A 14,626-nucleotide genomic window follows, 5' to 3' on the forward strand; every position below is an offset into this window, starting at 1 on the left:
GACGATTATCATGTTACTTGCCATCAAACATGATGGCTGTCATGTTTGGTGGCAAAACCCTTCTGCGGCCTGGCCGCAGGGCAACCGACCTTATTAGGAGAAGATGATGAAACCAACAGATACTCACCCTGTCAGCGATGCCAGTGGCACCGCGGTTATCACCGGCGCGTCGTCGGGTATCGGCGCAGTGTATGCCCGCCGGCTGGCGGAGCGCGGTTATGATCTATTGCTGGTGGCGCGCCGCGGCGATCGCCTGTCGGCGCTGGCGGAGGAATTGCGCTCCCGTTACGGCCATGAAGCGCGTACCCTGGTGGCGGATCTGGGCGTGGCGGCCGATCTGGACCGGGTGGCCGCTATCCTGGCCGCCGATGCGTCCATCACCCTGCTGGTCAATAACGCCGGCACCTCGCTGATGGTGGCGGCCGAGCAGACACCCGCGCCGGCGGTGGCGGCGCTGCTGAATTTAAATGTTACCGCGCTGACCCGGCTTAGCCTGGCGGTCCTGCCGGGATTCAGAGCGCGAAACCGCGGTACGCTTATCAATATCGGCTCGGTGCTGGGATTCAGTTCCATCGTCGGCAGCGCCGTCTACAGCGGCACCAAGTCCTTTGTGCTCGGCTTCACCCAGGCGCTCCAACTGGAATTCGCCGATACCAATGTCAGGATTCAGTTAGTGGCTCCGGCCACCACCGCCACGGAAATTTGGGATATTTCCGGCGTGCCCCTCTCCACGCTGGACCCCGACACAATAATGCAGGCCGGGCAGTGCGTGGACGCCGCGCTGGCGGGTCTGGATATGGGCGAGGCCATAACCCTGCCTTCACTGGAAGAGGCCGGGCTGCTGGCGGATTACACTCAGGCGCGCCTTAAACTGTTCAGTAAGGTTAACCGGGGACGCCCGGCCACGCGCTATCATGTGACGATGACCGCGGCGCAATAACCTCTCGGGGGGAGGATGTCGCGCGGGGCTACGCGGATAATGATAATCCGCGCCTCCTCCTTATAGTATGCCAGAGACCGATGCGGGGAATATCAACGGAGACCTCTGAATTCTGTAAGAATAGAGGCGGGCAGGTAACGTCATTACATTAATAATATTTTCATATTCCGTTCTTTCATAAAAGTTCCGTCGCCGTTGAAATATTTAAACCCAGGTTGAGTCGCGCTTTTTTATTGCACAGGCGTGAGAATTCAATTTTACAATTGCTTAACCGGTGTAATAATTCTGCGGCGAAAAACGCGGTATGCCTGAAGCATGATATAACTCACTTTTCCTTGCCTAAATACGTTGCCTTGTTCACCGCCATGGCTACGGCGGCAATATTAAATCAGGCTTTCTTTTTTAAATTTAATCTTCGTTTAATTATTGGTCGGTATAGTACTTTCAAAATGCATTTTTGGATTCGATTTTATTTATGGATCAACTATTACCTTTTTCCCGTCCCTCCATTGGTGAGGACGAAATTGCGGCCGTGGGCGACGTTCTCCGTTCCGGCTGGATCACCACCGGACCACAAAACCAGCGGCTGGAGGCGGACTTTTGCGCCGCTTTCGGCTGTAAACACGCCATAGCGGTATGCTCCGCCACCGCCGGAATGCATCTGGTCCTTGCGGCGCTGGGCATCGGTCCCGGTGATGAAGTCATTACCCCTTCCCAGACCTGGGTTTCCACGCTGAACATGATCGAGCTGCTGGGCGCGCGTCCGGTGATGGTCGATGTCGATCGCGACACGCTGATGGTCACGGCGGCGGCGGTGGAGGCGGCTATTACCCCGCGCACCAGGGCCATCGTGCCGGTGCACTACGCCGGCGCGCCGCTGGATTTGGATGCGCTGCGCGCCGTGGCTCGCCGCCACGCCATACCTTTAATCGAAGATGCGGCCCATGCGGTGGGCACCCGTTATAAAGGGCGCTGGATCGGCGCCACGGGTACGGCGATTTTTTCTTTCCACGCCATTAAAAACATGACCTGCGCCGAAGGCGGCCTGGTCGGCACCGACGACGATGCCCTGGCGGCGCGCGTGCGGCGGCTGAAATTTCACGGCCTGGGCGCCGACGCCTTCGATCGCCGTCAGCAGGGGCGCAAGCCGCAGGCCGAAGTGGTGGAGCCGGGGTACAAATATAACCTCTCCGATATCCATGCGGCCATCGCCGTGGTGCAACTGGCCCGCCTGCCGGCGTTGAACGCCCGTCGCAGGTCTCTTGCCGGGCGCTATCTCCACGCTCTGGCGGGTTCCCCGTTTCTGCCGCTCGGGTTGCCGGCCTACGATCATCAGCATGCCTGGCATCTGTTTATGGTGCGTATCGATCCCGAGCGCTGCGGGCTGGACCGCGATGAACTGATGAACCGTTTACAGGCGAAGGGCATCGGCACCGGCCTGCATTTCCGCGCCGCGCATACGCAAAAATATTACCGTGACCGTTATCCACAGGTGTCCTTGCCGGAGACCGAATGGAATTCAGCCCGTCTGTGTACCCTGCCGCTGTTTCCGGATATGGCCGACAGCGATGTCGATCGGGTGGTTGCCGCCTTGTTTTCTGTGTTGGAGCTGAACATTGTCGCGCGTTGAACCTATTACTAAGGTCTCGGTGGTTATTCCCGTATTTAATGAGCAGGAAAGCCTGCCGGCGTTAATTACGCGTACCGTCGCCGCCTGCGGGCGGTTAACCCAATCCTATGAAATTATCCTGGTGGACGACGGTAGCAGCGACGATTCGATCGAGCTGATGACGGCGGCGGCGCAGACGCCGGAAAACCATATCGTCGCCGTAATGCTCAATCGCAATTACGGCCAGCATTCCGCCATCATGGCTGGTTTTATCCAGGCCAGCGGCGATTTGGTCATCACCCTTGATGCCGATTTGCAAAATCCGCCGGAGGAGATCCCAAGGCTTGTGAGCGTGGCGGAACAAGGCTATGACGTGGTGGGAACGGTGCGGGCCAGGCGCCAGGATTCCTGGTTCCGCAAATGCGCCTCGCGCATGATTAACCGTCTTATCCAGCGCGCCACCGGCAAGGCGATGGGCGATTACGGCTGCATGCTGCGCGCCTACCGCCGCCAGGTGGTGGAAGCTATGCTGCACTGCCATGAGCGCAGCACATTTATTCCCATCCTGGCCAATTCTTTTGCCCGGCGCACCGTCGAGATTGAGGTGGCGCACGCCGAGCGCGAGTTCGGCGATTCCAAATACAGCCTGATGAAGTTAATCAATTTGATGTACGACCTGGTGACCTGCCTGACCACCACGCCGCTGCGCCTGTTAAGCGTGGTCGGCAGCATTATCGCCATTTCCGGGTTCACCCTCTCGATCATCCTGATCGCCCTGCGCCTGCTCCTTGGGCCCACGTGGGCGGCCGAGGGGGTTTTTACCCTGTTCGCGGTGCTTTTTACCTTTATTGGCGCGCAGTTCGTCGGCATGGGGCTACTGGGCGAATACATCGGCCGCATTTACAACGATGTCCGCGCCAGACCCCGTTATTTCGTGCAGCAGGTGATCGGCGCCCGGCCGTCCTCGACTACCCAGGAAGAAGAATGATGAAAGCTATTGTATTTGCCTACCATGATATTGGTTGTATCGGTTTAAAAGCCTTGGTGGCAGCCGGCTATGACATACAGGCCGTGTTCACCCATACCGACGCCCCGGACGAAAACAGGTTTTTCCCCTCGGTGGCGCGGCTGGGCGCGAGTCTCGAACTGCCGGTTTACGCTCCGGAAGATGTGAACCATCCGCTCTGGGTTGAAACTATCCGCAACCTGAAACCCGAGATTATCTTCTCGTTTTATTATCGTCAGCTGCTGTGCGAAGGTATTTTATCACTGGCGCCCCGGGGCGGCTTTAACCTGCATGGGTCGCTGTTGCCGCGTTATCGCGGCCGCGCGCCGGTAAACTGGGCGTTGGTCAAGGGTGAAAAACAGACCGGCGTTACGCTGCATCGCATGGTCAAGCGCGCGGACGCCGGGGATATTGCCGGGCAGGCCGCCGTTGATATCGCCCCGGACGATACCGCGTTAACGCTGCATGCCAAACTCAGCGACGCGGCGGAACGGCTGTTGCACGATTTATTGCCGCCGCTGAAGGCGGGCACCCTTAGCCTGACGCCGCAAAATGAAAAAGAAGCCAGCCACTTTGGCCGCCGCACCGCCGCCGACGGTGAGATTTACTGGCATCATTGCGCGCACGATATCGCCAACCTGGTGCGCGCCGTAACCGAACCCTATCCAGGCGCCTTCAGCTATCTGGGCCAGCGCAAGCTTATCGTCTGGAACGCGCGCGCCCGGGATATCCGGCATGATAAACAGCCGGGTACCGTGCTGGCCACCGAACCGCTGACCATTGCCTGCGGCGACGGCGCGCTGGAGATTATCACCGGGCAGAGCGAAGCCGGTTTATTTTTGCAGGGCAGCCGGCTGGCGCGGGAGATGGGCATGATGGCCGGCGTGCGGCTGGCGGCTAAACCCAGCCCCGCGCAGCGGCGCCGGACCCGCGTCCTGATCCTCGGCGTAAACGGATTTATCGGCAACCATCTGACTGAACGCCTGTTGCGTGAGGACGGCTATGAAGTCTATGGCCTGGATATCAGTTCGGACGCCGTCGGCCGTTTTATGACGAACCCGCGTTTCCACTTCGTGGAAGGGGATATCAGCATCCACTCGGAATGGGTGGAGTACCACATCAAGAAATGCGACGTGGTGCTGCCCCTGGTCGCCATCGCTACGCCTATCGAATATACCCGCAATCCGCTGCGCGTATTTGAACTGGACTTCGAGGAAAACCTGAAAATAGTACGCGACTGCGTGAAATACCGTAAGCGCATTATTTTCCCCTCCACCTCCGAGGTCTACGGCATGTGCGATGATAAGGAATTCGACGAGGATCGCTCCCGGCTCATCGTCGGCCCGATCAATAAACAGCGCTGGATCTACTCGGTATCCAAGCAATTGCTGGATCGGGTCATCTGGGCCTACGGCGCCAAAGAGACCCTGAAGTTCACCCTGTTCCGGCCGTTTAACTGGATGGGGCCGCGCCTGGATAACCTGGATGCCGCGCGAATCGGCAGTTCGCGCGCCATTACCCAATTGATCCTGAATCTGGTGGAGGGATCGCCGATACAGCTGGTGGACGGCGGCGAGCAAAAACGCTGTTTCACCGATATCAGCGACGGCATCGAGGCACTGTTTCGCATTATCGAAAATCGCGACGCCCGCTGCGACGGCCAGATCATCAACATCGGCAACCCCGGCAACGAGGCCAGCATCCGTGAACTGGCGCAAATGCTGCTGGACAGTTTTGAAAACCATCCGCTGCGCCATCATTTCCCGCCGTTTGCCGGCTTTAAGGATATCGAAAGCAAAAGTTATTACGGCAACGGCTATCAGGACGTCGAACATCGCAAACCGAGCATTGAAAACGCCCGCCGCTTACTGAACTGGCAGCCGACCGTCGAGATGCGGCGCACCGTTGACCAGACGCTGGATTTCTTCCTGCGCAGCACGGTTAAAGAAGGCGCGGACGCGTGAGGCAGGTCGGCCTGCGGGTTGATGTGGATACCTTCACCGGCACCCGTGATGGGGTGCCGCGTTTGCTGGAACTGTTTGAAAAGTATGATATCAAGGCCAGCTTTTTTTTCAGCGTCGGCCCGGATAACATGGGGCGCCATTTATGGCGCCTGCTGCGCCCGCGTTTCTTATGGAAGATGCTGCGTTCCCAGGCGGCTTCCCTTTATGGCTGGGATATCCTGCTGGCCGGCACCGCCTGGCCGGGCAGATGCATTACCCCGTCCCAGGCACCGTTAATGAAACAGACTGTGATGGCAGGACATGACGTCGGCCTTCATGCCTGGGATCACCAGGGATGGCAGGCCAAGGCCGGGCGTTGGCCTGACGCCGAGCTGGAGCGGCAGATCCGGCTGGGCGTGGAGGCGCTGGAGACGAGCATCGGGCGGCCGGTAACGTGCTCCGCCGCGGCGGGCTGGCGCGCCGATACGCGCGTATTGGCGGCGAAGGAGAATTTCGGTTTTTACTACAATAGCGACTGCCGCGGCCGCCATCCTTTCCGGCCGCTATTAAGCGATAACCGTATCGGCGCGATACAGATTCCCGTCACCTTGCCTACCTTTGACGAAGTCATCGGCAAAGAGGCGCGTCTGGAAAATTTCAACGATTATATCCTCGGGCAGATCGCCCGGGATAGCGGTGTGCCGGTCTACACCATCCATAGTGAAGTGGAAGGGCGATCGCAGTCGGCGTTATTCGAGCAATTATTACAACGCGCGCAGCAGCAGGGCATCACCTTTTGCCCGTTGCCCGACCTGTTGCCGGCCGATGTCTCCACAGTGCCGGTGGGGCGTGTCGTCCGTTCCCCTTTTCCCGGACGGGAAGGCTGGCTGTGTTGCCAGGCCCCGGCAAATTCACCGCCATGAAATTAATTAAACATTACTGGGCGGCGATACTGGCGCTGTTTTATGCGCTGGTCTATCTGCTGCCTTTGAACAGCCGTTTGTTATGGCAGCCCGATGAAATCCGCTATGCCGAGACCAGCCGCGAAATGCTGCTGCGCGGCGACTGGATTGTGCCTAATCTGCTGGGCGTGCGTTATTTTGAAAAGCCGGTACTGGGTTACTGGATTAACAATATCAGCCAATGGCTGTTCGGCGATTCTAATTTCGCCGTACGTTTCGGGGTGGTGTTGAGCACCGGCGCCAGCGCGCTGCTGGTGTATGTGCTGGCCATGATGATGTGGCAAGCGCGCCGCACCGCGTGCCTGGCCGCGCTGATATTCCTTTCGATGTTGCTGGTATTCGGCGTCGGCACCTACAGCGTGCTTGATCCCATGGTGTCGCTGTGGCTGACGGCGTCGATGGTCAGTTTTTATCTGGCGATCAACGCGAGCGGCGCGCGCGATAAGCTGGGCGCCTATATCCTGCTGGGGATTACCTGCGGTTTGGGTTTTATGACCAAGGGTTTCCTGGCGCTGGCGGTGCCGGTGATTGCCGCGCTGCCCGTCGCCATCCAGCGGCGCCGGCTGAAAGATCTGCTGATCTTCGGCCCGGTGGCGGTACTGGCCGCGGTGGCGCTGAGCCTGCCCTGGGCGTTGGCCGTTGCCCGGCGTGAGCCGGATTACTGGCACTATTTTTTCTGGATTGAGCATATCCAGCGTTTTGCCGATGACGACGCGCAGCATAAAGCGCCGGTATGGTACTACCTGCCGGTTATCATCGCGGGATCATTGCCCTGGCTGGCGCTGCTGCCGGGATCTCTGCTCAAGGGCTGGCGTGAGCGGGCGACGCGGCCGGAGCTGTTTTTCCTGCTGTGCTGGATGCTGATGCCGCTGGTGTTTTTCAGTCTCGCCAAAGGCAAGCTGCTTACCTATATCTTGCCGTGCATGGCGCCGCTGAGCCTGCTGATGGCCGCATATGCGCAAGATTGCATCGCATCCCGCCGCGTGCGGGTTTTCCGCCTTAACGCGGTGATCAACGGCGCCTTCGGTCTGTTGGGCATGGCGGCTATCGCGGCGCTGGGCGCCGGGCTGCTGCCGCAGGTCATTATATTAGGCCACGATGAATGGCCCAAGGTGGCGCTAAGCCTGCTGGGATTCGCCGGCTGGGCTCTCTTTGCCGCCGTGTCCTGGCGCCAGGGTGGGCGGCGCTGGGCCTGGGCCGCGGCCTGTCCCGTCCTGTTCAGCCTGGTGGTGGGCCATGCCATTCCCCAGCGGGTGATCGACAATAAGCTGCCGCAGCACATTATACGCGCCAATGCCGGCGTGCTGCGCCACAGCCAATACGTGCTGAGCAACAGCGTGGGCCTGGCGACCGCCATAGCCTGGGAGCTCAGGCGCGATGACGTGAAAATGTTTCGTGAGCGCGGCGAGTTGACCTATGGGTTATCTTATCCCGACGCGCGCGGGCGTTTTATCAGCGAGCAGGATTTCCCCGGCTGGCTGGCAACAGCGCGCAGGCAAGGGGATGTGGCGCTTCTCCTCCGCCTGCCCGACGACAACCGGCTGCCGGTTTACCTGCCCGCGCCCGATGCCATGCAACGCAGCTCCCATCTGGCATTGGTGCTGTACCGGCAACGACCATGAGCGGATATCTGCTGATACTTCTGGTCAGCGTTCTCACCTGCGCGGGGCAGTTATGTCAGAAACAGGCCGCGGTGCGCTGGCAGCAATGCCCGCCGCGGCAAAACCGGCGCATGGCAACCTTGGGCTGGCTGGCGGGGGCGCTGGTTTTGCTGGGGGTGGCGCTGCTGTTCTGGCTTGGCGTTTTGCAACGCCTGCCGCTGAGCGTGGCGTATCCTGTGCTGAGCCTGAACTTTGTGCTGGTCACGCTGGCCGCGCAGGGCATCTTCCATGAGCGCGCCACGTCCCGCCACTGGTGGGGCGTGGCGGCCATTATGGTCGGCATCGTGCTGATGGGTCTGAATCCATGAAGGGTTATCTCTGGGCGGCGATCAGCGTGCTGCTGGTCACCCTGGCGCAACTGCTGATGAAGTGGGGGATGCAGCAGATCCCGCTGTTGTCGCTAAAGGCATTGACGCCGGCCTTCGCCATCCATTACGGTATACCTCTGCTGGCGGTGGCGGTGGGTGTGCTGGGTTACATCCTGTCGATGTTATGCTGGTTCTGCGCTTTGCTCTATCTGCCGCTCAGCCTGGCCTATCCCCTGCTCAGCATCAGTTACGCCCTGGTCTATTGCGCCGCGATCGCGCTGCCGATGTTTAACGAAGCGGCCAGCGCGGCCAAGACCCTGGGCGTGGCGTTTATTTTATTCGGCGTGTGGCTTATCCATCGCCATCACCCATAGGTCGGGGTCATGATGCAAAATGGGCTGCGCCATCCCGGCGTACTGGCGGCGCTGGGTGCCGCGATATTATTCGGCGCGGGAACGCCCCTGGCGAAATTACTGTTAACCAGCGTCAACCCCTGGCTGCTGGCGGGATTGCTTTACCTGGGTTCCGGGCTGGGGCTGACGCTGTACCGGTTTATCAGGCGCGCGCCCAGGATCAGTATGCCGCGGGCGGAAGTGCCGTGGTTTGCCGGCGCCATTATCACCGGCGGCGTTATCGGCCCGGTGTTGCTGATGCTGGGGCTTGCCGCCATGCCCGCCTCGGGCGCGTCCCTGCTGATCAATGCCGAGGGGGTCTTCACCTCATTGCTGGCATGGTTTGCCTTTAAAGAGAATGTCGATCGCCGCATTGCATTGGGCATGGCGGCGATCGTGGCCGGCGCCGTGGTGCTGAGCTGGCCGGGCGAGGCCCGATTTGCCGGTCTGTGGCCTGCGCTTGCCATTTTGGGCGCGTGTTTCGCCTGGGGTATCGATAATAACCTTACCCGCAAGGTTTCTTTAACCGACGCGACCTGGATCGCCGCCGTAAAAGGGTTGGCGGCAGGTCTGGTGAATCTGTCGCTGGCCTTTGCCGCCGGCGTGGCCTTCCCCAGCTGGCCCGAGGCGGCAGGGGCCCTGACGCTCGGGTTCCTGGCCTACGGCGTCAGCCTGGCGCTGTTTGTGGTCGGCCTGCGCCAGCTCGGCACCGCCCGCACCGGCGCGTATTTTTCCGTGGCGCCGTTTTTCGGCGCCGCGCTGGCCGTCGTCCTCGGCGATACGCTGACGCTGCAAATGCTTGCCGCCGGGGCGCTGATGGCGTTGGGCATCGGGTTGCACCTTACCGAGCGTCATCAGCATCCTCATGTCCACGCGCCCATGGCGCACGATCATGAACACCGCCATGATGAGCATCATCAACATTCGCATGAGGAAACGCCGGCACCGGGAACCGTTCACCGGCATTGGCATCGACATGACCCCATGGCCCATTCCCATCCGCATTTCCCCGACGCCCATCACCGCCACGATCATTAATTTTATGTCGTGCCGATTAACTCGTAATGAACTAATTAAAATAAAAAAATATTTATAAGAGTAGAGTTTATTGCCCATGGGTTTTAAAAACAAACGGTAGAATAAGGAATAAATATAATTTAGAAATGGTAAGTACACTCATTGTCATAGGTGAAGAGGTGTGTAATGAATCTGAATATTACCACAAATGTATTAATGTCCGCCGGTATGCTACAGACTTACTTCTCTAAAAATATCATAAATAATGCTTTAATATTAATTGACGTAAATGTTGTTAACCATGAAATTATTAAAGAAACCATCAGCCTGCTAAAACGAAAGAATATCCTGTTGGTGACCAGGGAACCGACCATGGAAGATGTGAATGCAGCGGTAAATAATTATCCACGAACCGAAAATATCATTGCCGTTGGCGGCGGCTCAACCATGGATCTCGGCAAGGCCATCGCCATAACATTAACCAACGGCGGTGATGTGGAAAAGCTGTGCGACCAGGATACGGTTATCCGTCCAGGATTGCCGATTATTGTCGCCCCCACGATACCCGGCACGGCGGCGGAGTTTAGCGCATCCGCGGTATTAAGCGGCGACGGCTACAAGCAGAACCTGACTTCACCTTACCTCAGGCCGGAAGTCGCGCTGGTGGATCCCCGCTTCTTTGCCTCGGTAAGCGCGGAAACCGGCATCCCCGTGCTGCTGAACGGCTACATTCATGCCATGGAATGCCTGGAGGGTATTAAAGGGTCGCATGCGTCGCGCACCGCCTGCCGTAACGTCATTTCGATCTTTAATGAAATCATCAAAAGCGGCTACCATCCGCAGGATAGCAAATGGTGCCAATTAGCTTATTATGCCAATTATACCAGCGCTTTTTCATTACTTGGCGGATCGTTAGGCGCGGTCCATGCATTATCGTATGGCGTATCAAATGCCATGGGCATTTGCCATTCGAAGGCCAATTTAGTGGCGCTCGGCCACCTGAGGTTTTTTTTTGACCAATACGCCCAGGTCGCTTTTGCATTTTGTCGCCAATATGCGGTGGATTATAAGATTAACGCCGGCCCCAGCGCGGATCGACAAAAAATATTATCGGTAATGAATGCGACCCGGGATAGTTTGACCTGCCTATGGGAGAATACCTTTGGCGATAAATACAATAATGCCATATCCGACATATTTATAAAGAGCATTCTCACTGAGATAAAATAGCCAGCGTCGCGCCAGACAGAGACGATATTGGCCGCTTTTATATGAAATAACCAGGCGGCAAAGGGGAGCCGAGAAAAATAACTTATTGAATAATTCTTTATTGATCATGATGTTAATCATAGGATAATTATGCTCCCGCATAATAGATTCTTTCAAGGAACGATGATGAACCTGGAATTATTCAACGATATTGATCGTGCGCCGGATCCCTCTAAGGCACTGGATATGTTTCCCCAACTGTCCTCTTTTCATGCAGCCTTGGGCAATACCACGTTGATGCCGGTACCCGGTCCTGAGGGCGGCGCCAGCATAATGGCGAAGCTGGAGTTTGAAAATCCCTTCGGATCGGTCAAGGACCGCACCGCGTTTGGCATGTTCTGCGAGGCGGTAAACAAGCACGATTTTCACCAGGGACCGCTGAAGCTGCTTGATGCTTCCGGCGGTAATATGGGCCGCGCGCTGGCGATGCTGGGCAATATGTGCGATATCGCCGTGCATTTGGTTATCCCGGACTCCTCGCCGGAGGTATTGGTTAAGGCCTTGCGGGAAGCCAACGCCGGGCTGACCCTGGTGGACTCCCGGTATTTCCTGCTGGGATTAATGGCCCGCGCCGAGGAAATTGCGCTGGCGGACCCCGGCTGGACCCTGCTTGCCCAACACCGGAACCTGGTGAATGTCGCCGTACATCAACACGGCACCGGCCAGGAAATCCGCCGTCAGCTGCGCGGCGACAAGGCCGGCGGCTGGGTGGCGGCGGTGGGCACCGGCGGGACCTTATCCGGGGTATACGCCGCGCTGGCGCAGGATAATCCGGCGCTAAAAGTGCAGGGCACCACGCCAAGGGAATTGCCTTTCGGCACCCTGGCTCCGCCTAACGGCCGGGATAAATTTGCCGGTGCCGGCGGCATGGGCTTTGGTTTCCGCCAGCCGTTTATCAGCCGCATGCAGCTCGACGTGCTGCCGTTTAGCCTGATTGGCTGGCAAGAGTCGCTGGCGGCAATGTATGAATTTTATCACCTGACCGGCATACGCATCGGCGCCTCATCGGCGGCTAACTGGAAGAGCGCTTGCCGCCTGGCGCAAACGCTGGGTCCCGATCAACAGGTGGTAACGCTGTTTGCCGATGCGGGTAGCGACAGCGACCGTGAAAAGGGCGAGGTTTTTTTCACTAACGCAAACCGTTCGGACCGGGCGGGCGTTATGCTGTAAGGATCATCACCGGCAAATTATACCGGGATTACATTGGCGGTATTTGCGCTGAATATGCCCAATGCCGCCGCCCATTAGCGGCTCATATAAGATAATACGTATATTTTTTTCGTGAAATTAAAGGGGAAAAAAACCCCTAAAACCCTTATTTATTAACAGCCGAGTACACGCCTAGCTAACTGTCTGTTTTTGATCTTTTTTTCTTCATCTTCTATCAAGCTTTGTTAACGTTTGCCGATAACCATTGTATCTCAGATAAGTCGTTTCACAGGGTGTGGACAATATTTGATTTCATTAAACGGACAGATCGGCGCGCAAAAATCATTTCCAGTTTGGGCTGGGCATGAATGGTGCAATAAATGTTCTTACGCTTCCCCCATCCTCCATGCATGCCAAACATATGCGCACAAGCCAGCATAGAAATAATTAACAGGAGCAGTACCTATGCGTGTTCTAAAAAATACCAGTATTCGAGTTATACTCTTAATAACACTTGGTTTTTTTATGGTACTGTGGGGTGGGGTTTCCGCATTTACCCTGTCCTCGCTGAATCAGGTAAACCATCTATTAGCAGTCAGTGAAGATCAGAAGAAAGACATTGATATTGTCACCCACGGCAACGACCAGTATTTTCGCACCGTTACGCGCCTGTCGCGGGCCATGGATTATGTCCAGACTGGCGAAATAGGGGATGCCGATAAGGTACTGGCGACGGCTATTACCGCCATGCAGAGCACCAAAGCGGCGCTTGATGAGTTCAAAGCGCGGCAACATCCCTCTATTGACCCCGCGGTAACTGAAAACATCATCAGCAGCTGGACCAAGCTTATTAATCAGGGAATGGAGCCTTTATTGCAGGCGGCCCAGGCGAAAAATATGGATGAATACCGCCGCATATACCGGACGCAATCACCGCCGTTCAGCCAGGCTTTCGGCGCGGCGGCGGAAAAATTCAAAAGCGAGGCCATGTCGCAGGCAGGCGCGCTGCAGGTGGCGGTGGTGGTCGATTGGTGCAAAAAAATATTGATTGCGGCCATCGTGGCCGGACTTATCATCCTGGTCCTGACCGACCGCTATCTTGTCAACTGCATGATTAAGCCGCTGGAACGGTTTAAAGTACAGCTGCACACCCTTTCCGGCGGACATTTGGGCGATACCATCGCCGTGTTCGGCCGTAACAATGTGGGCCTGCTATTCCCCTATTTGCAGGAAATGCAACAGAACCTGATCCGCACGGTCTCCGCCATTCGCGACGGTTCCGCCTCCATTTACCAGGGCGCGGGGGAAATCAGCCGGGGCAATACCGATCTTTCCTCGCGCACCGAGCAACAGGCGGCGGCCCTGGAAGAGAGTGCCGCGAGCATGGAGCAGCTAAGCGCGACGGTTAAGCAAAATACGGAAAATGTGTTCCAGGCCAATAAAATGGTACAGGATGCTTCCAATACCGCTAAAAAAGGCGGCGAAATCGTCGATGAGGTGGTGGCCACGATGAGCAGCATCACCACCAGTTCGAAAAAAATTGCCGATATCACCGGCGTCATCAACGGCATTGCCTTCCAGACGAATATCCTGGCGTTAAACGCCGCGGTGGAGGCGGCCAGGGCGGGGGAACAGGGTCGTGGATTCGCCGTGGTGGCGGGCGAAGTGCGCAGTCTGGCCCAACGTAGCGCCCAGGCGGCGAAAGAAATTGAAGGGCTGATTGCGGAGTCGGTTGAACGGGTAAGCACGGGGTCCGTGCAAGCCTCGCGCGCCGGCGAGACCATGCACAGTATTGTGCAGGCGGTAAACCGCGTGACGGATTTAATGAGCGAGATCTCCTCGGCCTCGGAAGAACAGAGCCGGGGCATCAGCCAGGTCAGCACCGCGGTGGCGGAAATGGACGGGGTAACCCAGCAAAACGCGGCGCTGGTGCAGGAATCCGCGGCGGCGGCGGCATCGTTGGAAGAGCAGGCCCGTTTGCTGACGGAAACCGTGTCGGTATTTCAATTGCCGGCGGCGGGGCGATTGCTGAAAACGGATACTTCGATATCGTCTTCCGCCGCGGCGCCAAAGGACGGATTAAAAACGCCGGCTGGCCGGGAAAAACTTAACGAAAATTGGGAAACATTTTAACGTCAATCCTTTTTGAATAACGCCTGGTGGCTGCCGGAAAAGTGTCGGCCGCCGCTAGGCGCCCACCGTCCCGCCGCCAGACGATCTCCCCTCTCTTCGCCCCTTAACCCCCGGCGCGCGCGTTGCGAACGCCGCGGATCAAGACCGTCCTATTGCATTATCCATTGCGTTATCCATGCCGCATATCCTGCCGCTTATTTGACTTAGCGCCGGGGATACGGTTTTTTACCGCCCCGA

12 protein-coding genes are annotated in these 14,626 nt (G+C 57.5%); all 12 read left to right on the forward strand.

All coding sequences use genetic code 11. The features are described 5' to 3' along the window. Positions 1–103 precede the first annotated feature (103 nt). The 12 genes from ACL2XM_RS25865 to ACL2XM_RS25920 all read left to right on the forward strand — a co-directional run bounded on the left by ACL2XM_RS25865 (position 104) and on the right by ACL2XM_RS25920 (position 14,389). Positions 104–940, forward strand: a complete 837-nt coding sequence (locus ACL2XM_RS25865; protein WP_413721475.1) for an SDR family NAD(P)-dependent oxidoreductase — start codon at positions 104–106, stop codon at positions 938–940. Positions 941–1,415: 475 nt separating this feature from the next. After that, positions 1,416–2,570 carry a UDP-4-amino-4-deoxy-L-arabinose aminotransferase gene (gene arnB, locus ACL2XM_RS25870; RefSeq protein WP_413731909.1) on the forward strand — a complete coding sequence of 385 codons (1,155 nt, stop codon included), beginning with the start codon at positions 1,416–1,418 and terminating at the stop codon, positions 2,568–2,570. Then, positions 2,557–3,537, forward strand: a complete 981-nt coding sequence (gene arnC / locus ACL2XM_RS25875; RefSeq protein WP_413731911.1) for an undecaprenyl-phosphate 4-deoxy-4-formamido-L-arabinose transferase — start codon at positions 2,557–2,559, stop codon at positions 3,535–3,537. The genes arnB and arnC overlap by 14 nt, the downstream gene beginning before the upstream one ends. After that, positions 3,537–5,519: a bifunctional UDP-4-amino-4-deoxy-L-arabinose formyltransferase/UDP-glucuronic acid oxidase ArnA gene (arnA, locus tag ACL2XM_RS25880; RefSeq protein WP_413733270.1), complete on the forward strand. Its 1,983-nt coding sequence runs from the start codon at positions 3,537–3,539 to the stop codon at positions 5,517–5,519. Before arnC ends, arnA begins: the two co-directional genes overlap by 1 nt. After that, positions 5,516–6,421, forward strand: coding sequence for a 4-deoxy-4-formamido-L-arabinose-phosphoundecaprenol deformylase (gene arnD, locus ACL2XM_RS25885; protein WP_413731912.1), 906 nt, complete (start codon positions 5,516–5,518; stop codon positions 6,419–6,421). Before arnA ends, arnD begins: the two co-directional genes overlap by 4 nt. After that, positions 6,418–8,082, forward strand: a complete 1,665-nt coding sequence (gene arnT / locus ACL2XM_RS25890) for a lipid IV(A) 4-amino-4-deoxy-L-arabinosyltransferase (protein ID WP_413729411.1) — start codon at positions 6,418–6,420, stop codon at positions 8,080–8,082. Before arnD ends, arnT begins: the two co-directional genes overlap by 4 nt. After that, positions 8,079–8,429: a 4-amino-4-deoxy-L-arabinose-phosphoundecaprenol flippase subunit ArnE gene (gene arnE, locus ACL2XM_RS25895; RefSeq protein ID WP_413731913.1), complete on the forward strand. Its 351-nt coding sequence runs from the start codon at positions 8,079–8,081 to the stop codon at positions 8,427–8,429. The genes arnT and arnE overlap by 4 nt, the downstream gene beginning before the upstream one ends. Beyond that, positions 8,426–8,803 carry a 4-amino-4-deoxy-L-arabinose-phosphoundecaprenol flippase subunit ArnF gene (gene arnF, locus ACL2XM_RS25900; protein WP_413731915.1) on the forward strand — a complete coding sequence of 126 codons (378 nt, stop codon included), beginning with the start codon at positions 8,426–8,428 and terminating at the stop codon, positions 8,801–8,803. The genes arnE and arnF overlap by 4 nt, the downstream gene beginning before the upstream one ends. Positions 8,804–8,812: 9 nt before the next feature. Continuing rightward, on the forward strand, positions 8,813–9,859 hold the full coding sequence (locus tag ACL2XM_RS25905) for a DMT family transporter (protein WP_413729414.1): 1,047 nt from the start codon (positions 8,813–8,815) through the stop codon (positions 9,857–9,859). Positions 9,860–10,024: 165 nt separating this feature from the next. Then, positions 10,025–11,068, forward strand: a complete 1,044-nt coding sequence (locus ACL2XM_RS25910; RefSeq protein WP_413727659.1) for an iron-containing alcohol dehydrogenase — start codon at positions 10,025–10,027, stop codon at positions 11,066–11,068. 162 nt (positions 11,069–11,230) lie between these two features. Continuing rightward, the gene (locus ACL2XM_RS25915; RefSeq protein ID WP_413721469.1) at positions 11,231–12,277 is read left to right on the forward strand and encodes a pyridoxal-phosphate dependent enzyme; all 1,047 of its coding nucleotides are present in this window, start codon (positions 11,231–11,233) and stop codon (positions 12,275–12,277) included. Between the two features lie 444 nt (positions 12,278–12,721). After that, positions 12,722–14,389, forward strand: a complete 1,668-nt coding sequence (locus ACL2XM_RS25920) for a methyl-accepting chemotaxis protein (RefSeq protein WP_413721468.1) — start codon at positions 12,722–12,724, stop codon at positions 14,387–14,389. Positions 14,390–14,626 lie beyond the last annotated feature (237 nt).

The sequence above is a fragment of the Sodalis sp. RH20 genome, from assembly GCF_047324205.1.
Lineage (GTDB): Bacteria > Pseudomonadota > Gammaproteobacteria > Enterobacterales > Enterobacteriaceae > Acerihabitans.

Bases quoted from the DNA above. Each gene is read 5' to 3' on its own strand.
- ACL2XM_RS25915 (WP_413721469.1), top strand. From the start codon at position 11,231: ATGATGAACCTGGAATTATTCAACGATATTGATCGTGCGCCGGATCCC.
- arnT (WP_413729411.1), top strand. From the start codon at position 6,418: ATGAAATTAATTAAACATTACTGGGCGGCGATACTGGCGCTGTTTTAT.
- ACL2XM_RS25920 (WP_413721468.1), top strand. From the start codon at position 12,722: ATGCGTGTTCTAAAAAATACCAGTATTCGAGTTATACTCTTAATAACA.
- arnF (WP_413731915.1), top strand. From the start codon at position 8,426: ATGAAGGGTTATCTCTGGGCGGCGATCAGCGTGCTGCTGGTCACCCTG.
- arnA (WP_413733270.1), top strand. From the start codon at position 3,537: ATGAAAGCTATTGTATTTGCCTACCATGATATTGGTTGTATCGGTTTA.
- ACL2XM_RS25865 (WP_413721475.1), top strand. From the start codon at position 104: ATGATGAAACCAACAGATACTCACCCTGTCAGCGATGCCAGTGGCACC.
- arnE (WP_413731913.1), top strand. From the start codon at position 8,079: ATGAGCGGATATCTGCTGATACTTCTGGTCAGCGTTCTCACCTGCGCG.
- ACL2XM_RS25910 (WP_413727659.1), top strand. From the start codon at position 10,025: ATGAATCTGAATATTACCACAAATGTATTAATGTCCGCCGGTATGCTA.
- arnB (WP_413731909.1), top strand. From the start codon at position 1,416: ATGGATCAACTATTACCTTTTTCCCGTCCCTCCATTGGTGAGGACGAA.
- ACL2XM_RS25905 (WP_413729414.1), top strand. From the start codon at position 8,813: ATGATGCAAAATGGGCTGCGCCATCCCGGCGTACTGGCGGCGCTGGGT.